This is a genomic window from Raoultibacter timonensis (assembly GCF_022845715.1).
GTDB lineage: Bacteria > Actinomycetota > Coriobacteriia > Coriobacteriales > Eggerthellaceae > Raoultibacter > Raoultibacter timonensis.
The window spans coordinates 3,746,983-3,768,951 of record NZ_AP025564.1 but is presented as its reverse complement, the minus strand read 5'-3'; the positions used below and the strand labels follow the sequence as shown (position 1 = coordinate 3,768,951).

The 21,969-nt window shown below is 57.1% G+C and carries 15 protein-coding genes and 1 tRNA gene; 13 read left to right on the top strand and 3 right to left on the bottom strand.

Annotated features, from left to right (window positions below; all coding sequences use genetic code 11):
• Positions 1–306 precede the first annotated feature (306 nt).
• On the top strand, positions 307–1,635 hold the full coding sequence (locus MWL89_RS15290) for a hemolysin family protein (protein WP_102380181.1): 1,329 nt from the start codon (positions 307–309) through the stop codon (positions 1,633–1,635).
• Between the two features lie 76 nt (positions 1,636–1,711).
• On the opposite strand, the gene MWL89_RS15285 is transcribed toward MWL89_RS15290, so the two are convergent.
• The gene (locus tag MWL89_RS15285) at positions 1,712–2,503 is read right to left on the bottom strand and encodes an amidohydrolase family protein (protein ID WP_102380180.1); all 792 of its coding nucleotides are present in this window, start codon (positions 2,501–2,503) and stop codon (positions 1,712–1,714) included.
• Between the two features lie 288 nt (positions 2,504–2,791).
• Here MWL89_RS15285 and MWL89_RS15280 point away from each other — a divergent pair.
• A tRNA-Met gene (locus MWL89_RS15280) sits at positions 2,792–2,868 on the top strand.
• A 260-nt stretch (positions 2,869–3,128) separates the two neighbouring features.
• On the opposite strand, the gene MWL89_RS15275 is transcribed toward MWL89_RS15280, so the two are convergent.
• Positions 3,129–3,341: a helix-turn-helix domain-containing protein gene (locus tag MWL89_RS15275; RefSeq protein WP_180995299.1), complete on the bottom strand. Its 213-nt coding sequence runs from the start codon at positions 3,339–3,341 to the stop codon at positions 3,129–3,131.
• A gap of 175 nt (positions 3,342–3,516) precedes the next feature.
• On the opposite strand from MWL89_RS15275, the gene MWL89_RS15270 reads away from it, so the two are divergent.
• The 9 genes from MWL89_RS15270 (at position 3,517) to MWL89_RS15230 (ending at position 18,494) form a co-directional block, all read left to right on the top strand.
• Entirely contained in the window at positions 3,517–5,049 is a 1,533-nt protein-coding gene (locus tag MWL89_RS15270) for a helix-turn-helix transcriptional regulator (protein WP_146040700.1), read from the top strand.
• A 273-nt stretch (positions 5,050–5,322) separates the two neighbouring features.
• Positions 5,323–6,648, top strand: coding sequence for an MFS transporter (locus MWL89_RS15265; RefSeq protein WP_180995298.1), 1,326 nt, complete (start codon positions 5,323–5,325; stop codon positions 6,646–6,648).
• A gap of 104 nt (positions 6,649–6,752) precedes the next feature.
• Positions 6,753–8,969, top strand: a complete 2,217-nt coding sequence (locus MWL89_RS15260) for a molybdopterin-containing oxidoreductase family protein (RefSeq protein ID WP_244387193.1) — start codon at positions 6,753–6,755, stop codon at positions 8,967–8,969.
• Positions 8,969–9,304: a 4Fe-4S dicluster domain-containing protein gene (locus tag MWL89_RS15255; protein WP_102380175.1), complete on the top strand. Its 336-nt coding sequence runs from the start codon at positions 8,969–8,971 to the stop codon at positions 9,302–9,304. Before MWL89_RS15260 ends, MWL89_RS15255 begins: the two co-directional genes overlap by 1 nt.
• A 148-nt stretch (positions 9,305–9,452) precedes the next feature.
• Positions 9,453–10,760, top strand: a complete 1,308-nt coding sequence (locus MWL89_RS15250) for an MFS transporter (RefSeq protein WP_244387192.1) — start codon at positions 9,453–9,455, stop codon at positions 10,758–10,760.
• A gap of 969 nt (positions 10,761–11,729) precedes the next feature.
• Complete coding sequence (locus tag MWL89_RS15245) at positions 11,730–12,287, top strand: heavy metal-binding domain-containing protein (RefSeq protein WP_102380172.1); 558 nt, start codon at positions 11,730–11,732, stop codon at positions 12,285–12,287.
• A gap of 12 nt (positions 12,288–12,299) precedes the next feature.
• The gene (locus MWL89_RS15240; protein WP_102380171.1) at positions 12,300–13,496 is read left to right on the top strand and encodes an SHOCT domain-containing protein; all 1,197 of its coding nucleotides are present in this window, start codon (positions 12,300–12,302) and stop codon (positions 13,494–13,496) included.
• Between the two features lie 439 nt (positions 13,497–13,935).
• Positions 13,936–17,625, top strand: a complete 3,690-nt coding sequence (locus tag MWL89_RS15235) for a hypothetical protein (protein ID WP_244387191.1) — start codon at positions 13,936–13,938, stop codon at positions 17,623–17,625.
• Positions 17,626–17,774: 149 nt separating this feature from the next.
• The gene (locus MWL89_RS15230; protein ID WP_244387190.1) at positions 17,775–18,494 is read left to right on the top strand and encodes a signal peptidase II; all 720 of its coding nucleotides are present in this window, start codon (positions 17,775–17,777) and stop codon (positions 18,492–18,494) included.
• Positions 18,495–18,525: 31 nt separating this feature from the next.
• Here MWL89_RS15230 and MWL89_RS15225 read toward each other — a convergent pair whose 3' ends face one another.
• Positions 18,526–19,992 (bottom strand): MATE family efflux transporter, encoded by a 1,467-nt coding sequence (locus tag MWL89_RS15225; protein WP_279611934.1) that lies wholly within the window; start codon positions 19,990–19,992, stop codon positions 18,526–18,528.
• 291 nt (positions 19,993–20,283) lie between these two features.
• Between MWL89_RS15225 and MWL89_RS15220 the strand changes: the two genes are divergently transcribed.
• Together MWL89_RS15220 and MWL89_RS15215 are read left to right on the top strand one after the other, a co-directional pair.
• Complete coding sequence (locus MWL89_RS15220; RefSeq protein ID WP_244387188.1) at positions 20,284–21,621, top strand: Y-family DNA polymerase; 1,338 nt, start codon at positions 20,284–20,286, stop codon at positions 21,619–21,621.
• A complete protein-coding gene (locus MWL89_RS15215; RefSeq protein WP_244387187.1) occupies positions 21,614–21,961 on the top strand; it encodes a YolD-like family protein in 348 nt (115 codons plus the stop codon). The genes MWL89_RS15220 and MWL89_RS15215 overlap by 8 nt, the downstream gene beginning before the upstream one ends.
• The last annotated feature ends 8 nt before the right edge of the window (positions 21,962–21,969 follow it).

Genomic DNA, 21,969 nt, shown 5'->3' with positions numbered 1-21,969 from the left:
GAACTTATTGGCCGAAGTCGAGTCTTTCTCGGCGACGCTTGCGGGCGTTTCGTTTTGGGTTGGTGTATTGTTGCGGCAGTACGGTACGGGAATACGCGGCGCTAAAGGGTCGTATCGGTACGTGCTGTCGGCTATGCAGCCGCTCAATCGCTGTAACTCTTCTGGATATTGCACGATGATCCTGCGCGGCATGCCAGAACCTGATACAACAGATAAGGACAATCAAAAACGCTGCTATTGCATAGGGACGGTGTTGAGGAACCGCCCACGGCAGTCTTGACAACCGACGTAAGGAGACCCGCTTTAATGCCCGTTGCGCTAAGCCTTTTTCTTGTCCTGTTCTTTCTCTTGATGAACGCTTTCTTCGTTGTTTCGGAATTCGCGCTTGTCCGCGTGAGAAAATCCCAAGTCGACATCGCCATCGAGGAGGGGAGAGCCGGTGCGAAGTACACCAAGCTCGTCGCCGACAACGTTAACGCTTATCTTTCTGCTTGCCAGCTCGGCATCACGCTCGCTTCCCTTGCACTCGGCTGGTTGGGCGAGCCCGCAGTTTCCGAACTCATCCATCCGCTGCTTGCCGCCATCGGCTTGCCCGATGCCGCCATCTCGGCCATTGCGGTCGCCATCGGCTTCATCATCATCACAGCGCTCCACATCGTGGTAGGCGAGCTCATTCCCAAATCGCTCGCCATCTTCAGCACGATGAAATACGCGCTTCTGACCGCGGCGCCCCTCGTATGGTTCTACCGCATCACGTATCCCATCATGTGGCTGTTCAATACGATTACGAACGGCGTCATGAAGCTTGCGGGCCACGATGTGGCCAACGAGCACGAGGTGTACACCGGCGAGGAAATCAAGCTGCTCATCGACGAGAGCACCGAAAGCGGCCTTATCGATGCCGACCAGAACACGTACGTGGACAACATCTTCGACTTGGGCGACAAGGACGCCGAGGCCATCATGACCCCGCGTACCGAGCTCATCTGCATCGATCTCGAGGACACCCTCGAGGAGAACGTCAAGACGATGCAGCAGTACAAATACACGCGTTATCCGGTTATTCGGGGCAACAAAGACGATGTTGTCGGGTTCGTGCACATCAAGGACCTGTACAGCCTGCCTGCGGGCTCCACGATGGAAGACCTCAAGATCCGCACGATCCATGCGGTGCCCGAGAGCATTCCGATCGCGAAGCTGTTGCAGACCCTGCAGGAGAAACGCACGAAGATCGCCGTGGTGGTTGACGAGCACGGCGGTACTTCGGGTATCGTGACCATGAGCGATATCATGGGTCAGATCGTCGGCAAGCTCGATGACGAGTACATGCACGACGATACCGACGAGGTGAAGAAGCTTGCCGACGACCACTATCTTGTGGACGGATCGCTTCCGATCGACGAGCTGTCCGAGCTCATGGGCTTCGAGCCCGAAGAGGCTGGCGATTGCGAAACGGCGGGAGGCTTGCTGTTCGATCTGTTCGGGCAGATTCCCGAGGTTGGCGACAAGGTGTCTGCTGAAGAGGGCGATACGAAGGTCGATTTCACCGTCAAGAAGATGGACGTGCGCCGCATCGATAAGATCGACATGGTGATCGAGCGCGCCGAAGACGAAGAGAAAAAAGACGGGGAATAGGGACGACGGCGTATAGGCCGAACGTTTGAACGGCAGTTTCGACGGCGCCCATCGGGCGCCGTTTTGCATGGAGATGCTAGTTGATTTTCTCGCCGAGGAACCGCTCGGCATTGTGCCAGAGCATGTTTTCAAGCTCTTCGTCGGTGAAATCGATGTTCGTGAACGTGTTGTACTCGTCGACGGGATTCCACATGGGGAAATCGGAACCGAACAGCACGCGCTCGGTGCCGTACAGACGGCAGAGTTCCTTGGTGCGGCGCTTGCCGAGCCAGAACATCGAGCTCGACATGTCGACGAAGCAGTTTTCGCTGCCGAGGTAGTCGAGTGCTACTTCAGGCATCGACCAGCCGCCGAAGTGGGCAGCATCGACCACGAGCCTTGGGAAAGTGTTCAAGACGTTCTTGAGGCGGCGGGGGTGCGAGTAATCGTGGCGGTAATCGCCCATGTGGATGATGATCGGCAGGCGACCCTCGATGATTTCGTACACGCTCATGAGCCGTGGGTCGTCGAGGTTGACTTCTTGGGTGTCGGGGTGGATTTTCATGCCTTTGAGGCCGAGGCTTACGGCTCGCTCGATCTCTTTTTCCGGCTCGGGGTAGTCCTGATGCATGGCCATGAAGCCCGTGAATTCGGGATGCGCTTCGCATTCGCGGGCGATGAAGTTATTGATCGATTCCACCGCTTCGGGTTTGGTTGCGACCGAATGCACGATGAAGTTGGTGATGGGGGCTTCGTTCATGGACGAGAGCAAATGGGCGGACGTGCCCTCGCCGTACATGCCGATGTCGTAGAACTCGCCGATTGCGTCGACCGCTTTTGCGGCGATTTTCTCAGGGTAGATGTGTGCATGGGCGTCGATGACGGTCATTTTTCGGTACCTCGGATTCGGTTGTGCAGGCATCTGCGTTGTTCGACTTGATTGTAATACAGCAACCGCGTGGATGGCTGAAACGAAAAGCGAATGCCTCACAATACAGGCGAATCGTCACAACGAACGGGCTCTTTGAGGCTCTATGCGGCCGAAACCGGGCCTTAAATACGAATGTTTTATGGAGGCGAAATCATTTCTTGCGCAGATGCTATCGGCAGAGTATTATATCTTCTTGCCGCTTTTCCTGTTCTTGATATATCGAATGGATGCAAGTTGGCACCATAGTGCGGGGTGGAGCAGTCTGGTAGCTCGCCGGGCTCATAACCCGGAGGTCATAGGTTCAAATCCTGTCCCCGCGACCAGAAATTTACAAGGCCAGCTGTTTTGCTGGTCTTGTTTCTTTTCCGGATAGGCGAATGGGATATCTTTCCGTAGCCCGAAAAACGAAAAGCGTCCATGGTTGGTTGTGGTGGCATTCCTGATGGTATGCTGCTGAGGTGAGCAGGCTTGTTTCTTCAGCAGCTTGGGCGACGGCAGATTGTTCATAACCTTTGGGTGTAACTATGGTTCAACTATGAGAAACGAGCGAGTTCGGGCAACGAAATCAGTTTTCGGTTTGAGCCTACAACCCCTTAGTCAGATCGCTTACTTTGACCCCGAGGCCATCGGCGATCTTGCAGAGGTTTTCGATGCCAATGTTTCGACGTCCGCTTTCGACATCAACTAAGTAGGAGTGGCTAAATCCGACCATTAGTGCGAAACGACGCAGCGAAATATCTTGCTCCTGACGCCTGGAGCGAATTGTTTGACCTAGTTTTGCTTTGCGCTCATTCATGTCCATGATAAATTAGAGTATGTGGTATCATAATTGGATTGGTATTAAATATAGGACCGTATAGACAGAAGGTGATGCCTGGAAAAGCGATCGGGGTTTTGTTCGCTCGGGCAGGGGGAAATGGCTTGCGGCCAGCATGCAGCCTATCGTAAACATATCTGATCAGTGAAGTTGATTGGGGGCGGCAGATATCGACGGGTTGAGGACAAAGAGGGTAGGGCAAGATGGAGCTGCGCTAAACGTACTGGTTGATAGGGGGGCGGTTGCTGAAAGTGGCAAGTCTATTCCTGACGGACGGTTGATTCTGGCTGCAATTGGCTTCGGGTGCTTTCTGACGGTTCAGACATACTGTGGTTTGAGCATTGCACTTCCCCTCGCTTTTGGGTATGGCGAATCATTCGCGGTTACCCTTCGCATCGCTGCCATTTTGGCGATGTTGGGGGTGTTTGTGCTTGGATATGCACAGGCAGACTGGCTCGTTATGCACCACGCTTCTGTTCTTATGCCGGCTGTAGCCGTTGGCGTTGTCCCGTTCCTTGCCGAGGCTGTTGTGCTTTGTTTTGGGGCCACACTGGGGTTTGTCGCTATCTTCACCTGGGTTTTGCTTGGCATAAGTTTTGCTGCTTCTGGTTTGCTCTGGTGTCTCATATTGAGCCATAACTCCATGAGGCAGAATATCCTTACGGTTGCGACGAGCGCATTCTTCAGCGTACTGCTATACGTTTCGGCCTGTGCCGCGCAGCCTCTGCAGCTGGGTTTGATCGGGATGGCGATCATCATTGCTGCAGAGGTGGCGATCTGCCGGCTGCTCATGAAGAACGTCGATTGGGGCAACTATCTCCGCGAAGAAGACGAGAGTGTTTTTCGGGAATCGAGCAAGAAGGCGTTTTGGCTTGCATGCCATAGCGCGGCGTACGGGGTCGTTCTGATTGTAACGGTTTCGCTGGGGTTGGGACCGGCCCTCATCGTAGGGGCTTGCGGGGTTATTGGCGCCGCCTTATCGATCATGGCCAAACACTGGTCGCTCAACAGAGTGCTGAAAAGCCAGCAGGTCCAACAGCTGTCGCTGCCATTTATCGTCGCCATTCTCTTTCTGATTCCCTACTGTAACGAAGCGGCGTTGATCGTGTGCGCCGGCCTGAACGTGGCCTTTAATGCGTTTGCCATGGTTCTTTCTTGGTGCGAACGCAGCGAGCTCAACCAGGAATTCAGGATTCACTCCATTCGAAGGTATTCGAAGGCAAGCATTCCCAACTGGATCGGGCTTCTCATCGGTACGGTTGTCGGCTGGTATGCGTTCATGCGAAACGAACCGATAGAGCAGAGCGCTCACTTCATCCTCATCGGCCTGGCCTTTCTGCTGCTGCTCTCCTTCGTGCTCTTGATCTCTGAAGAGAGCAGGAAAGCCGAAGCCATAAGCAGGCTCGGCGAAGTCAAGCTCGACGAGAGGGATGAGACGTCAGACCATGATGGCCGATTCATCCGCGCATGCAAGAAGGTCGCCCAGAACCACGGACTGTCGCCTCGAGAAACCGAAGTGTTTCTTCTGCTGGCGAAAGGCCGCAACGTGGAGCGAATCGAAGAGAAGCTCGTCATCAGCAACTCGACAGCGAGAACCCATGTCTACAACATATACAAGAAGCTTGGGGTTGGCTCGCATCAAGCCCTGATCGATATGGTCGAGGCCGAAAAGACCGACATGCTCTAAGGGCCATCCCAGCAACTGCCGAATGCCCGGGCATTCTTCGGAATAATGCCTGATCGAGCTAATAATTCATGCAGCTTGCATGAGGCGCTTTCGGGCTGTTTCGCAGCGCCGAGCCGATGCATTCCCCCTAAAACACGTATCTTCGGGCCTATGGCGCATGAGACGCGCAGATGCCCGGAAGCGAAGCTCCATCCTAGCACCAAAGCCTTCCTGGCTCTGCCGTACATGAAGCCGAATGTCTGGTTTCGAACGACAGAAAAGAAGGAGGAAGCTATGGATGAGCATGAGGGCAAGTCGGGCACAGCTCAGTCTGCGCCGAAGAAGGGGAAGGGGGGATTCTTCTATGGCTGGGTGATCACAGCAGCTTGCGGATTGGTGTATCTGCTTCTCGGATCGGTATCGCTCAACGCTGGCCAGATTGCCATACCTGTTATGGTGACGCAGCCCGACATCATGATGGATCGTACGCTGGTAGGCCTCGGCTTTACTGTATTCATCTTGTTCCAGGGCCTGCTGGCACCCATCATCGGAAGCTTGGTATCGAAAAAGGGCGCTCGCCTGACGATGATCCTGTCGGCTATCCTGATCATCATCGGCAGCATCGTTTTCGCTCAGTTCGGTGGCTCGAGCACAATCGCCTACTTCCTGATCTTCGGTGTGTGGCTGAGCTTCAGCAGCGCCATGGGATCTCAGGTGCCGTGCCAGACCACCATCAGCATGTGGTTTGTCAAGAAGCGCGGCATGGCCATGGCCATCATGATGGCGGTAATGGGCGCCGTAGCGTTTCTCGTGCCGCCCGCAATTAACGCCATCATCCAGTCGACCGGCTCGTGGAGATCCGCGTTCTATGCGGTCGCTGCGGCTGCTGTTGTCGGCCTTGTGATCGTGGTGCTGTTCATTCGAAACAAGCCAGAGGATAAGGGGCTTGTTCCCGACGGTTCTGTTGACGAGGGGCCTGAAGAGGCCGTCGAGAGCAAAGTCGATTCGTCGAAGGTGTATAAGACGAAAGAGAGCAAGACGCTCGCTCAGGCTCTGAAAACACCCGCGTTCTGGCTTTTCGTATGCGCAGCCCTTCCGCTGTACTTCGGCTTCAACATCAACGTATCTGCCGGCGTGCTGCACTTCTCGGGCATGGGCTTCGATCCCGGTATCGTTGCGCTCGGCTTGTCCATCCAGGGCATCGTCGCCTTGATCGTCCGTTTCCTGATCGCACCCCTTATCGACCGTATCGAGCCGGTGCGCGTGCTTGCATTCGGCGGGATTGCCATGGCCCTCGCCATGTTCATTGCGAGCTTCAGCAGCGCAAACGACAGCGTGCTCATGTTCGTGTACTTCATCTGCATCGGTGCTGGTTGGGGCATCAATCTTGTGTGCGGCCCCACCTGTTTTGCAAACTATTTCGGCAATGGGAACTTCTCGAAGATCATCGGCGTCGCGCTTCCCATCTTCAGCATCGTCGCCGGCATGATCCCGGTCATTTCCGGCGCTGTATTCAGCTCTGCAGGCAGCTACAACCCCGCGTACATCGGAATCGGCGTGTGCTGCGTGATCGGCGTGGTGTGCTCTCTTCTGGTGCGCTTTCCCAAAAAGGCCGAATAGTCATTTCGGAGAGGGATTGAACGTGATGCGTTTGAAAAGAGGTGAGGCAACGTAGGCGGAACTCGAACGGAACTGCGAAAACCAGTAAGAGCGAAGGAGAAGAAATGGCACTGAAAAAGACCAGAACGCAATGCACAACCTGCCATGCGCGCTGTGGCGTCATCGTCTACTCAGATGAGAACAACCAGATCGTTAAAATCGAGGGCAACCCCGACAACGTGAAGTCTCATGGCGTGATCTGCGGATCGGGAATGTCGGAGCGTGAGATTCACAACAACCTCGAAGGTCGTCTGCTCTATCCCATGAAGCGCGTGGACTGGGATCCCCAAGGGGAGCGACATCCCGAGAACCGCGGCAAAAGCGAGTTCGAGCGCATTTCCTGGGACGAGGCACTCGATATCATCGCAGCCGAGTGCATGCGCATCAAAGAGCAATACGGGCCCGAGGCCATCATTACCGGTCAGGGGACGGGGCGTGTCGCAAACCATTGGCATTGCCGCTTGAATTCGTCGCTTGGACTGGAGGGCTGGAGCCTTGTGCCTACGCATGTATGCCTCATGCCCCACATCCTTCCGAACGCATTTACGCTCGGCATCTTCAGCTCCGGAAAGGGCGATTCACGCCATGCTGGCTGCGTGGTTGCGTGGGGCGAGAATCCTGCAATGCAGACAACCTGGGCCAAGGAGGTTTACGCGAATCAGCGTGCAGGCAAGACGAAACTCGTGGTGATCGACACCCGCTTCCAGGATATGTCCAAGCATGCTGATGTTGCCATCCAGCCTCGCCCCGGCACCGATGCGGCGCTGGCGCTTGCCCTCATTCACGAAGTCATCGAGAACGGATGGTACGATGCCGAGTTCGTGGACAAGTGGACCTATGGTTTCGATGAGCTCGCCGAGCGGGTGAAGGATTGGACTCCCGAGCGCGCTGCTGAAGTCTGCTGGATCACTCCCGAGGAAATCCGCGAGGCCGCTCGCATCATGGGTACGTGCGGCCCGGTTGCCATGAACATCGGCCTAGGGCCAGGGTGCATGCATACCAACGCCATCCAGAACGGCCGCGCGCTCGCCTGTCTCCATGGATTACTCGGGCACATCGACGTTGTGGGCGGCACTCCGGTGAGCCTCTCGTTCTCAGTCATGCTCGACGACAAGATCACGCTGTGGGACGGAACGAAGGATCCGGGCCGTTCTGACCTGTTCACGTTCGGCGGCGAGGAGCATCCGCTGTACAAGTCATTCGGCCGCTCGAACGATCCGCACGCCGTGTTCGAGGCCATGATCACCGGCGAGCCCCGGCCTGTGAAGGCGTTCATCGCCATCGCGAACGACCCGCTGCTGTGCTACGAGAACACGAACCTCACCTACGAGGCCATGACGTCTCCGAACCTCGATTTCGTCGCCGTCAAGGACTTCTATATGTCGCCGACGGCGAAGCTCGCCGACCTGCTGCTTCCTTCGGCGGACTGGGCCGAGCGGTGCTCCTACGACGAGGAGATCGACGGCAACCTGCTGCTCACGTTCGATCAAGCGGTCGAGGCCCCGGGCGAGTGCTGGGATGACTGGGAGTTCTTCTTGCACTGGGGCAAGCGCATCGATCCGGAGCATTGGCCCTGGAACAACACCAAGGAAATGGTGCTCTGGCGTTTGAAGGAGTTCTACGATCTCGATCTTACCTGGGATGAATTCCAATCGAAGGACTGGCGCTCAACCGAGCCCGGCGGTGAAAAGGGCGACTATATCGAGAAGAAGTACGAGAAGGGCATCATGCGGCCCGATGGGCAGCCGGGCTTCGCAACGCCTACGGGGCGCATCGAGTTCTGGTGCCAGGCCTTGGCGGACTTCGGGTATGATCCGCTGCCCGATTACGTTGAGCCGATGGAGAGCCCCATCTCCCAGCCTGAGCTCGCCGAAGAATATCCGCTCATCGCCGTCACCGGCCATCGCGTCTACTCGTTCTTCCATTCTGCGTGGACGAACATTCCGGCACAGCGAAAGCTCTATCCCGATCCGTTCGCGCTCGTGCATCCTGACGACGCGCGCGCCTACGGTATCACGGACGGCGAATGGATCACCATCACCTCGCCTCGTGGCCACATCATCTCGAAGGCTGCGGTGACGCGCGAGATCAAGAAGGGGGTTGTGGCGGTGCCTCGCCCGGGCTGGCGTGATGAATGTCCCGAACTGGGATTGCCCGGCTACGGTTGGGACAAATGCAACGGCAACATCCTCGTGCCCTCTACACCTGCAGAGCCCGGCTATGGCGCCACCGCCATGCGCTCATCACTGTGCAAGATCGAAGCTGGAAGGGGTGATCTGTAATGAGCAGAGTCGACGGAAAAGGTATTGCGCTTTTGCTTGACCTGGATGACTGCAACGGCTGCTTCAGCTGCGAGGCTGCCTGCCGCGAGACTCACCGCTATCCCTACGATGAGGATTGGATGCGCTGCGAGCGGCGCGAGCCGTTTTTGGTCGACGGCGTATTGCGCCAGTACCATCTTGTGGCACCGGTTCTCGACAAATGCGCGGCATGCTACGCGGACAATCCGAACCCCCTTTGCGTGAGCGGTTGTCCGACACGCGCGCTGAAGATCGGTTCGCTTGCCGACATGGTGAAGGAAGCGGAAGGGCGTCACTGCTCCATCTTCACGGCGTAGCCATATGACTTGAGGTTGCTGCCCGCTGCATTGACGGCGGGCAGCAACGGGGCAGGAATCTGCCTTGGGAATGCCGGTCTCGCCGCTATCAAAATGAACACGTTTTATCTCGGCGAAACCTGCATACGAGCAAGCAAGGAGGTTTAGCATGGATGAGGTAAAGAAAAGCAGTCCGTTTTTTGCAAAAGGGTGGTTTATGGTGCTCATCGCCTTTATCGTGGGCGTTGTCACGCAGGGATTCGGACTCTATTCTTTCAGTATGTTCAAAGTGCCCATGACTGAGATGCTCGGCGCCGATCCGACGCAGGTAGCGCTTGGCTTCTCGATATTTGCCCTGGTTGTCGGCTTTTTCAGCCTCATCGTGGGCGATATCGTTGAAAAGATAAAGGTCCGTGGTGCTTTGATTCTCTCGGCCTTTCTCTTTTCGGGGGGATTCTTCATTCTCGGGTTCATGACCGAGCTGTGGATGGTGTATGCGGCCTATGTTGTCATGGGGCTTGGCAGCGCGCTTGGCGGCATGATCATTCTTTCGGGTATTCCGTCGAACTGGTTTGTCAAACGCCGCGGCATCGCTATCGGCATCACGTGGTGCGCGACGTTGCCAGGCTCCTACATCACCACGAGCATCATCTCTTCCGCGACCGCGGGTGGCGATTGGCAGCAGGCGGCAATCACGTTGGGAATAATCGCGTTCGTCGTTCTGTTCCTCGCCGCATTCATCCTGCGGTGGAGGCCACAGGATATCGGGCTTCTTCCCGACGGAGTGACCGAAGCAGAAGCGGCGCAGGAAGCGGTGCAGGCCGGTGCTGCCAAACTCGTCGGCCTTGATCGCAAGTCGGCTTTGAAAACCGCAACGTTCTGGCTGATAGCGCTGTCCTTTGCCCTTATCGGCATCGGCGAGCAGGGTCCGTTGCAGAACTTCCCGACGTTTCTCGTCGGAAACGGCGTCGATCTCGGCACCGCCGGCATGTTCATGACGTTCCTCGCGTTTGCCGGCTGCTGCGGAAAGATCGCCGCAGGCCTCATTGTGGATAAGGTCGGGCCGCGCTGGGCGTACTCCTCGATCAACTATGCTGCGGCGGTAGCGCTTATCGTGATCATGCTGTGGGGCACCAACCTGGTCGTACTCTTCGTTGCCGGATTCTTCTTCGGCGCGGCTTTGAGCTCTTCTGCCGTATGCTTCTCTTCGGCGACCACCATGTACCTTGGACCGAAGAACTTCGCGCAGATCTACGGCCTCGTGTTTCTCGGCAAGCCCATCTTCGATGCCATCGGCGTTCCTCTGCTGGCGGCTATTTCGGGCAGCGCTCTTGGATGGAACGGCGCGTTTATCATCGCTGCGATATTCGTAGTCGCCTCTGCAACCTGCATGCTGTTTGCCAAGAAGAACAAGCAGCTGGCGGCTATGGAAGAAGAGGCCGCCAAAGAGCTTGCAGCGAAGAGCGAAGCGGAGTAGGAAATGAGGGACGTGCATTGCGCGCCGTGGGTGGTTGAGCGGGCGCATGCTGAGACTTGATGGCTGGGGCTTGGGGCATTCGCGTCTGAATACCCCAAGCTCTCATTTTGGTCTTTCTTGCCAAGGTGCAAACCATAACAATGCGCTGATCTGAAATTACGAGCCACGGCTAGCGATCTGTGTAGCTATTGAGAATGCGAGTGCGTGGTTCCCAAGGTATCGATTCAAATCTACTTCTTTCAGCCAAGTTGTTGCGGATTGGAGGACGGGTCCTCGATCCCTTTCGCGCATTAAAGTAGCCTCCTTATTTCGGTATACCCCTTAACTCTCTCTTAGGTGGAGCGATGCTGCTGCGGGTTAATTTTGCTCAATCCAGCGATGAACTTTCTTGGCGATTTAATTCCTCTGCGAACAGAGGCTGTTATGGCTGGGGCAAACTGGACCCACAATGAGATGAAGACTGCCTTGCCGATGGCTACGCCTCCCATCCTCGCTTTATCGAATACCCCAACGACATTGTTTTTAGAAGTGCTCGAGGGCGTATGACGACCGCTCAAGCTGCGGTATGCGCAGCAGCGCCATCGCCCATCGAAGCGATCAACCTTCAGCCGCTGGTGTGCTAAAGTGTCTTCATTCGAAATCATCGGTCGGCCGCGCATGATGCCGGTTCGTGGTAGTCAAAGGGACAACGCGCATGAAAATGGTGGTATGCGAGAATTGCGGTAGTACCGAAATCGTCGACATGGGCGGTTTCAGGATGTGCAGCTATTGCCGAACGAGGTACCTGCTTCAGCAATCGGATGCGGTGCCGCGCGCTTCGCATATGGCGCTGAACGACGATATCGCGCGTTTGCTTCAAAAGTGCAGGGAGAATCCGAGGGAAGCAAGCCGCTACGCCAACCTCATACTCGATATCGATCCAAACAATGCAGAGGCACGTAGGTACTTGTAAGCAAAGGACGGGCAGCCATGTATACCGATGATCTTGCGAAAATGTACGGGTTCGACAAAGAGCAGGTCGAGACGTTTATCAGCAATGCTGGCTTTGAGATCAAATCGAGCTTTACCAAAAAGGTAGTCCAGGACTCCGACGTGGGGCCGATCGTGAACGGTTTTCACCGGTATCTCGAAGAAGAGGCTAAAAAACAGAAGGTCATGTCGTCGATAATGATCACGTCCGGCTTCGGTTTCGAGGGCTATAGGATCAAGAAGTACTCGGGTTACATCTCGGGTGACGATGCCGTGCAGGTTGATCGTGGGAAGAGCGGACTGTTCAGCCAGACTACGAACGTGGGCCAGGCGTTGATGAAATCGATCGTGGAAATTCGCCGAAACGCCCTCATGGAACTCAAGGTGGCGGCTTACGATTTAGGGTGCAACGCGGTAATCGGAGTCGATTTCGACTACATCACGCTCGATCCGGAAACGGCGAACGCAAACGGCGGCACGTTGTACCTTCCCTATGTGTTCGGCGTTACCGCCAACGGGAATGCCGTGGTCATTGAAAAAGACTCACCGGGCAACTAGGCAGGGGGCATCATGGGCTTCTTCAAAGCATTCAGCGGAGCGCTTGGCGGGGCGATGGCGGATCAATGGCGGGACTTCTATACGGTTCCTTCGGGGCTGTCGGGAACCGTCGGCGTTTGCTCGGCCGTTCGGAGCGGCGCCAACGCTCAGCGATCCTCGAACGACAGCGGAAGCGATTTCATCATCACCAACGGATCGCTCATCCTCGTGCCCGAGGGGTTCGCCCTCATCACGATGGAGAACGGTGCAGTGACGGGATTCGTGTCCGATCCTGGAGGCTATCAGTGGACCTCCGACAACATCAACGCCCGCTCGTTTTTCGCCGATTCGGGTTTCGTTGATGCGGTGGTAAAGCAGTCGTGGGACCGTTTCAAGTACGGTGGGCCACCGGCGGCTGCGCAGGTCGCTCTTTTCGTAAACCTAAAGGAGATCCCCAACAACAAATTCGGCACGCAAAGCGAAATCTATTGGGACGATGCGTTCCTCAATACGCAGGTCGGCGCAAGGGCCCATGGAACGTATACGCTGAAAATCGTTGACCCGATCTTGTTTTTGAAGAGCTTTGTGCCGGTTCAGTACTATGCGCCCGGCGGGTTCCCCTTTTATTTCTCCGATCTCAACAACGCTGCAGCAAATCAGCTGTTTTCCGAGGTGGTCGGATCGCTCGCAAGCGCCTTCAGCGTCTATGCGAATGCGGGCGATAAACAAAACAGGATCACCAACATTCAAGGCGACGCCGTGGGGTTCGCCCAATCGTTGTCCCAGGCTGTTGAGCAGTCCTACCACTGGAGATACGATAGGGGATTGCAGATCGTCAAAGCGGCGATCATGGCCATCGACTACGACGAGACCACCAAAGCGCTGCTTGCGAAGGTTCAGCAGGCCGATGCGCTCATGGGTGCGCGGGGGAATGCGAACCTGCAGGCTTCGTTCGCCGATGGCTTGCGTGCTGCCGGAGAGAACCCCGATGGCGGTGCTTTGGGCATGGGCTTCATGGGCATGGGTATGCAGGGTGCCGCAGGAGCCGTCGGTGCGATGCAGCAACCGAACCAAGCACCAGGGTATTCGGTGTCGCAACCACAGCAAGCGGATGCGGCAGCTGCAGAAGACCCATACGAGCGTCTCGCCAAGCTGAAGAACCTCTTCGACCAAGGGGTGATATCGCAAGAGGAGTTCGAAGCTGCGAAAGCGAAGGTACTCGGTATTTAATCGCTCTGTGAAGTGAAATAGCTTTTTCGGGGTATTTGGCCTCGCGGGTAAACGTCCTTGCAACCCAGTGGTTTCAAGGACGTTTCTGTATTCGGGCAAGGGTGCTTCCTTGCTTTGCCGAACGTTTTAGAACGGCCGCTATGCGAGTCGGCGTTCATGGCAAAGCACGTTTTCGATGCGAGCAGGATTTCGATTGGTCGATGTGGATGACGGCAGAGCTTTCGCTGGCCGGCGGTTGTCCGCTGCCGAGAATTCTTTAAAGAAACCCAAGCAAATCGGTTTTATCCCATTTATGGATATTTCGCAAAAATACGACGGTAGAGCAGGGGAGATATGTTGACATCCATCAAGCGCCGTACTAAAAGTTGAGTTAAATACTGAGTTAAATCTCATATTTCAAACTGATTTAGTTATAATTTATGGAAAAGGAGGAGAGCACATGGCGCGCAGCAGCAAGCTGAACCGCACACTGTCGATTGCGCTCTCGCTTGTTCTGGCAACGACTTTCGGTTTGCCGGTAGCGGCGTGGGCGTCGGGGGGGGGCGAAGATTCCTCTGCGGGTCTTGCCTTATCTCAGGTTGCCGATGGCGAGGGCGTGGATTCGCCCTCGGTTGACGACGAAAGCGATTCTTCAGGCGGTGCGCTTCGCGAATCGGAAGGTCAAGGCGCGAAAGGAGCTGCCGAGAGCGAAGGCGACAGCAGTGCTGCCATTGCTCCACTGTCAACGGGCGTTGCCGAGGTGAATGGCCAAGAGTATTCATCGCTCAAAGAGGCGTTCGCCGCTGTGCCCGCTGACGGTACCGAGACGACCGTCACCATGCTCGATAATGCCGAGCTTACATCTGAGGGCATTGTAACGGTGGAGGACGGCCAGAACGTCATTCTCGATATGGCTGGGAACAACATCACCGCTGCAGCGAGCGGCTTCAAGGGTCGTCCGATCGTCAATCGTGGAACGCTGACCGTGAAGGGCAACGGAACGATCGACGTCGGTGGAGCTGGAGCGAATGGCTGGGGCGCTATCGAAAACTACGGAACGCTGACGGTGGTGGACGGAACGTTTCGCGGGACGCTCGAGAGCAATTCGGTAAACATTTGGAACCGCGCTGGCGGTCAGGCGATCTTCAAAGGTGGAACCTACGACACGAACGGAACCGCCTTGCGTACCGCCGAAGGCTCGACGACGGTGATCGAGGGCGGCTATTGGGAGAGTCCGTGGTATCCTTCCGTGGAGAACGGCGGAACGATGACCATTTCGGGCGGCGAGTTCAAGAACACGTCGTGCAGCGCATGCGATAACGCTCACTATGGATATACGGTTCGAAGCGGTCTTGACGCCGATGGGGCGTATCTTGCGTTCGAAAACGGTACCGTTACCGGTGTGCAGGGAGGTCTTGCGATCGTCGGAGGCTCAGCCGACGTCTACGACGGCACGTTCTCGACAGGTAACTGCGTGAAGAACCCCTCGCATACGGCCACGTTCTACGCGCTCTACGTTGCGGGCGAGTCGTATAAGACTTCCGCGACGGTGCACGGCGGAGAGTTCTCTTCCTCGCAGCGCGAAGCGGTCCACGTTGGAAACAACAATGCTGGGGGCGACGGAGGCAACCGGCAGGAGGCTACGGTCGTCATCAAAGGCGGCACCTTCGCGGGCGGCGGTGGATCCAAGACCGCTATTGTTGCGGATAACGCGCTTGGAGCTGCGGCTATTTCCGGCGGCTCGTTCTCGTCGAAGCCCGCTGACGATATGTTTGCGGAGGGCTACGAGCCTGTTTCGGACGGTGAGGGCAATTGGGTCGTCGATGTGCCCAATCCCGTAGCATCGATCGACGGAACGAAGTATCCTTCGGTGCAAGCCGCGATTGACGATGCGGCCGAAGGGCAGACCGTTGCCCTTCTTTCCCCTGCTGCCGAAAACATCGCGGTGCCTGCCGACAAAAGCATCGTACTCGATCTTTCGGGGCACACGCTGTCGGTCGATGAGCCGGTGAAGGTTACGGGAAACCTTACCGTTGAGGACAGCAGCGTTTCCGGCAAGCCGATCGTGAGCGACGATTATGAAACCGTAACGTACGCATCGGGAAAGATCGTCAATACGCTCGGTTCGAGGGACGCCAACGCCGTCACCGTTATGGTAACGGATGGCGGGGTATTCACCTTGAAAAGCGGCACGATCGAGTCGATCAAGAACTATACCGTTGGAGTATATGGATCGACGACCCCCGGCGCGGATCCGATCGAGTCGAAAGTGTTCATAGAAGGTGGCTACCAAATTGGCCCCGAGGGGGGTCCTGGCGTTTTCGGTAACGGCGCCTACCTCAAGGTGTCGGACGGTGTGATTGTCGGCACCGACAACGCTGCCGTTGCCGGCAACGGCACCAACGATGCTTCGACGACGTACGGCGGAACTGCGATCGATATCGCAGGCGGCACGATCATCGGCCATATCGTGTCGAGCGGGTACATCGCGTGCGGCATCTACCATCCCCAAGCCGGCGCGCTCAACATCTCGGGCGGTACGATCTACGCCGATGGGGGAGTCGGTGTCCTGATGCGCGGCGGTACGCTCGACATGACGGGCGGCACGGTGATCGCTTCGGGCAGCTCCCAGGGCAAGGTCGGCGACAGCACGGTTATCCAGGACTGCTATGGCATACAGATAGACGGAAGCAGCAAGTATTACGACAGCCCGAATAGCGTTGCCGTTATTCAGGGAGGATCCGTGAGCGCGTCCGAGGGAGTTCCTGCGCTCAATGTGACTGCCGAAAGCGGCGGCTCAACCGAAAACAAGATGATGGTATCGGGCGGCGAGTTCAGCTCCGAGGTTCCAGACGAGTACTGTGCGGAGGGATTCAGCCCCACTCGGAATCCCGACGGCAGCTACGGCGTTGTTGAAACCGAGACGGTTGCCGTCTCTGCGTACTCCCTCATCGCCTACGAGGGTGGTCTTGGCGAAAACGCGCTTCCTAATCCGAAGTGGGCGTTCGACATTGCGGATATCACGGTTGACGATCAGCCCCTTACCGATGCGGATCCCCTGCCCCTTGAATGGGAATGGGTTGATGAGGCCGGCAATCCCGTTGACGATGTGGCAGGTGAGGGCGTCTACGAATTGAAGGCGTGGAAAAGCGCGGATGCGGCCGATGCGACCGTGAAGGTCGGCGACGCCGTACTCGAATTCGCCGATGATGGTACGGTTGCTGCAGTTGGATCCGCCGGATCTGTTGCAACCGTCGAGGTGCGTGCGGTGGCGAACGCAGATGCTGCTGTCGCACTCGACCCTTCGGTGCTGCGCCCGGTCTACAACTCGGAGAGCCCTTTGGTTGGCTTGAAAGACGCGGGAGCGGCTGCTCGCGTGCTGGACGCAAGCGAAGGCGCCTCCGACGATGGGTTCTGCGATCTCGGTACGGTCGAGGGAGGCTGCGACGACTCCGTCGACCCCCATGCCCATGTGGCGAAAGGAACGCGCTTCCTCACGAACGGGAATCCCGATTTGCCTGTGGGCGAGGGCTCGAAAATCGGTCTTCTGTGGGACGATCTTCTTCCCGAGGTCCTTGGAAGCGAGAACCGCGTCGCCGTGCTCAACGAAAAGGGCGTTGCCGCTGCGAAAAGCACGATCGATCCGTCTCGGACGATCGGCTCCGAATTCAAGTACATCGATCTTGTCGATATGGCAAACGGCAACGCATGGGTGAGCACCGATGGCGAAAACGTGACCGTGTTCTGGCCGTATCCCGAAGGAGTAACCAAGGACGATGCGGTTGCCGTAGCGTATTTCGAAGGCCTTACGCGTGACTACACGCTCGATATGGCATCCGCCGATCTCGATGCGGAGATAGCCAAATCGCAGGCTCATGCGCTTGGCGTAACGAAAACCGATTCGGGGGTTCTGTTCTCCGTTCCCGCACAGCAGTTCGGGCCTTTCGAGCTCATCTGGCAGGCTGCGGGTAGCGGCAACGGCTCGACGGTAACCGATCCGTCCGGTGGGCAGGATGATGCGAACAAGGTCTTCCCGCTCGCCCAAACGGGAGATGCGGTGCCGCCCTTCCAGGCAGTGGGCCTCGTTGCCGTTGCTGCGGGAGCAGTTGCCTGCGGGGCGGCTGTGCGCAAGCGGAGCCATCAGCAGTAAGCGAGATTCTGTTTGGGAAAAGGTTTTAGCGAACCGAAACCGGAAAGACGGAGTGCAGCGAACGGTTCGCTGCACTCCGTTTCATATCGGGCGAACCCGTATGGTACACTTCTGAGCTTAATCGAAGTCAGCCGACGACGGGTGCGAAGTTGGGTTCAAGACGTCAAGACATAGGATACTCGCTCGTGTTCGCTGCGGCTTGGGCGGCCTATTGCCTCGCGGCGATACTACCCGACGAGTCGCTGTACACGCCGCGCTCTTTTCTGGGGCTTGCCGTGGGTGCGGTGTTCTTATGGGCGACGGGTTTTCTCGTTCTCGTTTTCGCCCGGAGGCGGGCTGCATCCACCCGAACGCTCGTTATCGTTGCCGCCGCGCTTGTCGCGTCCGACGTGATCGCGAAAATCCTCGTGTCGGTTTTTGTCTTCGGGGGATCGGGCATCCAGCTTGTGGGGGATTTTCTCAGCATCAGGTTCGTTCCCAACCATAGCAACAACGTGCTGCTGTCGCTTCTCGATATCACGATTGATTCGCGGGCCTTTCACGCTCTCTCCAAAGTGCTTCTGTGCGGTGCGGCCGCTGCATTGGGAGTAAGGTATCTGAAAAGGGAAGGCTTCGATTTCTCGAACAACGGGTTCAGGTGGGCAGTTGCGCTCATTGCGGCGGGCGCCGTCTCGTCGGTTCTCGATAGCGTCTTTCGCGGCTACGTTCTCGACTTCATCTCGTTTGCAGGTATCGTCTCGTTCGACATCAAAGATCTCTGCATCACCTACGGGGTGGGATTACTGCTCGTCATTCTCCTTCAATGGACCAAAGGAAGCAGACACAGCGAAGGACGAGCATCCCAAACAAGCGATGATGCTCTCGCATAGCCCTTCGCCCTCGCCCTCGTGCTCGCGCGCGCTACGCCTCGCTTTCGGCAATCTTTCCTTGTATCACGAAACGCTCGCGGAAGAGAAAGGCTGCGGTGATCGCCACTGCGGCAAGGCCGCCGCCGATCGAACCGAGAAACAGCGATTGCAGATGGTCGAATTGGGTGAATACCGGCAACAGGAACGGGAATGCGATGAACTTCACGAGAATGTAGGACCCTTGCTGTAGCACGATGAGCGCGTTTGCTATCCCCGCTTGCCCCGAGGCTTGAAAATAGCTCGTTCCCACGATGCGCACCATCGATATAGGAACGGTAAGCGCTGAGGCTCGAAGAACCCAGCAGGCAAACGGGACGTCGGCTGCATCGATCCCGAACATGCCGACGAAGAGTTCCGGTGCAAGTTCAACCGCGGCCCAGAGGGGGAGGAGCGCTGCGAATCCGCATATGAACGTCCACCGTGCAAATTGATACGTGCGCCGCGGAAGGTCGGCTCCGCTGCAGTACCCGATGAACGGTCGCGCTGCGGTGGCGATTCCGATGCCGGGTACGAGGAGAAAGGCGGTTACGGCGTTTTCGATGCCCGATGCGGCAAGCGCTCCCCCGGTTGTCGTGCCGTGCGGAAGGGCTGAAATCGCGAAGGCTGTCACGAGGAAGTTCGTCGCGAAAATGCAGAACGCATCGGTTATCCTCAGCGCGCTCGAGGGGAAGCCGAGCGCCGCCGTTTTGAAGAGCATGCGAAAATCGGGGACCAGATCGCGCGCGCGAAGTTTGAAGGGCATATCCCGCTTCAGGAGAAACGCTATGGTCGCGATCATGGCGGCTGCTTGGCCTATGGCGGTAGCGCATGCGGCGCCGGCAGTCCCTGTGTCCATGACGATAACGAGCAGATAGCCGAGCGCTATATTGCACAGGATGCTGATGGTTTGGATGGCGAACACGCGATTCGGATACCCGGCGGTTCTCACGAAAGATGAGATGCCTGAGCTGAACGCGGTGAACAGGCTGCTCCAAGCTATGATTTGAAGAAACGGTCGCGCGTGGGGAAGCAGCGTTTCGCTCGCGCCCGCGAAGCGTAGAAGGGGGTCGGCAAACAAGGTTGCCGTCAGCGCGAAGGCAAGCGAGAGGACGGCTGCTGCGGCGATTCCCGTACCGGCTGCCCGAGCGGCTTTGCGGGTGTCGTGGGCGCCCATGCTCAAGGCTATGACGAACGATCCGCCATCCCCAACCAGAACCGCCAAAGCGGTGATGAGCAAAACAAACGGATCGCAGATGGTGATGGCGGCGACGCCGACGGTGCTGATGGCCTGTCCGACCAAAACGTGATCGACGGCGGTGTTTATGCGCATGAGAAGCAGCCCTGCAATGACGGGCAGGGCGAATCTGACCAAAGTGTGCGGGACGCTTCGACCGAGTGCTAAGCTTTCGAGCTTGTTCAAGGAAAACCTCTCAGTGCGGCATAGACGTTTCGTTTGGACCGTTCGGGCCGAACGGTCCATTAAGCCGTTCAACGCGGGCAAGGCGGTATCGAACGTCGCGGTTTCCGCTCAGTGTGCGGGTCATAGTATAAGTCATCGTGCGGATCTGCACCCAGACGGTGGGACCGAAAAGCGCGCCGCGAAACCACGGATTGGAGCTTTTCCGGAAGCGCCCTGCTGTACGCAGCGGTTCGGTTTGCGCGAAGATTGTCCAAAGCGCGGATGACGACGACCCGAAAACGCATTCTGCGGTATTATGAACGAACAAATGTTTTAGTATCCGATGCGGCCGTATACGAAAGGAGCGAAGGCGTGTCCGAAGATCGCAGCTACATCTGCATCGATCTCAAGTGCTTCTATGCAAGCGTCGAATGCGTCGAGCGCGGGCTCGATCCGTTCACGACGAACCTCGTCGTCGCCGATCCCGGCCGCACCGAAAAAACAATCTGCCTCGCCATTACGCCGGCCATGAAAGACCTTGGAATCTCGAACCGCTGCCGCGTGTTCGAGATTCCCTCGCACGTCAAGTACATCATGGCGAAACCCCAGATGACCCACTACATGAAGATTTCCGCCGACATCTACTCGATCTACCTGCGCTACGTATCGCCCGACGACATCCATGCCTATTCGATCGACGAGTGCTTCATCGACGCAACGCCGTACCTTTCGCTCTACCATATGACCGCCAAAGAGTTCGCCGCCATGCTCATGGATGTAGTGCTTGCCGAAACGGGTATCTGCGCTACGGCGGGTGTGGGCACGAATCTCTTTCTCGCAAAGGTTGCACTCGACATCACCGCAAAGCACGTCGAGGACAACATCGGGTACCTCGATCAAGCGGAATTCGAGCGCACGATACAAACGCATACCCCGATAACCGATATCCGGAACATCGGACCCGGCATCGCCAAGCGCCTTGCGAAGTTCGGCGTTTACGATCTTCGCGGCGTGTGCCGCATGGAAGAAGATGCGCTGTATCGGGAGTTCGGAGTGAACGCCGAATACCTCATCGACCATGCGCATGGCATCGAGCCGTGCACCATTGCCGAAATCCACGAATACGAGCCGAGCGCCCATTCCATGATGAGCGGACAGGTGCTGTCGTGCGATTACAGCTACGACGATGCGCTCGTGGTGCTGAAGGAAATGGTCGATGCTCTTGTACTCGATCTCGTTGAGAAGAACCTGGTGGCGGAAACGATATCGCTTTACGTGGGCTATGCGAGAGAGCGGGAAGATCGGGAGAATCGCAGCGATGGGGAGTTTTTCGATGGAGGCCACGGAAAGCGCCCGCTGCACGGCAGACGCAGCGTTCCCCATACCGGCGGAACCCGCAAGCAATTCGGGCGCACGAACCTCTATTCGAAGATCATGCCGCGTTTCATCGATCTCTTCGAGGAAACGACGCGCCGCGACAAGCCGATCCGTCGCATCAACGTGGGCTTCGGGGGCGTTGTTCCCGAGGAGTTCGCGACGGTCGATCTGTTCACCGACGAACAGGCGGAAGCCGAGGAGAAGAGCTTGCAGGAGGCGGTGCTTGCCGTGAAGGGCAAGTTTGGGAAGAACGCGCTTCTGCGCGGTATGAGCCTCGCAGAGAAGGCAACGGCTCGGGAGCGCAACGAGCAGGTCGGGGGGCATCATGCCTAGTGATCGCGCGCCGCGCGCCGGCAGGGCGCAGCAGTTCATGCCCTTTGCCGCGCTCAGGGGATACTACGATCTCATTCGCGAACGGGAGCGCATCGTGCAGCCGAAGCACGAGCTGACCGAAGAAGAAGCGCTCGTGCTTTCGAAGAAGCTCGCTCAAGTGAAGCGCCGAACGATGGTCCGCATCACCCATTACGATACGGATGCGTACATAACGACGCACGGCATGGTGAGCGATATCGACTATGCGTTTCGCACGATCACCGTGGTGCGCACCCGCATCCGCTTTGACGATATCGCCGACATGTGCGGCGAAGGCATTGCGGAAGAGGGAGATTACTGATAGGGAAC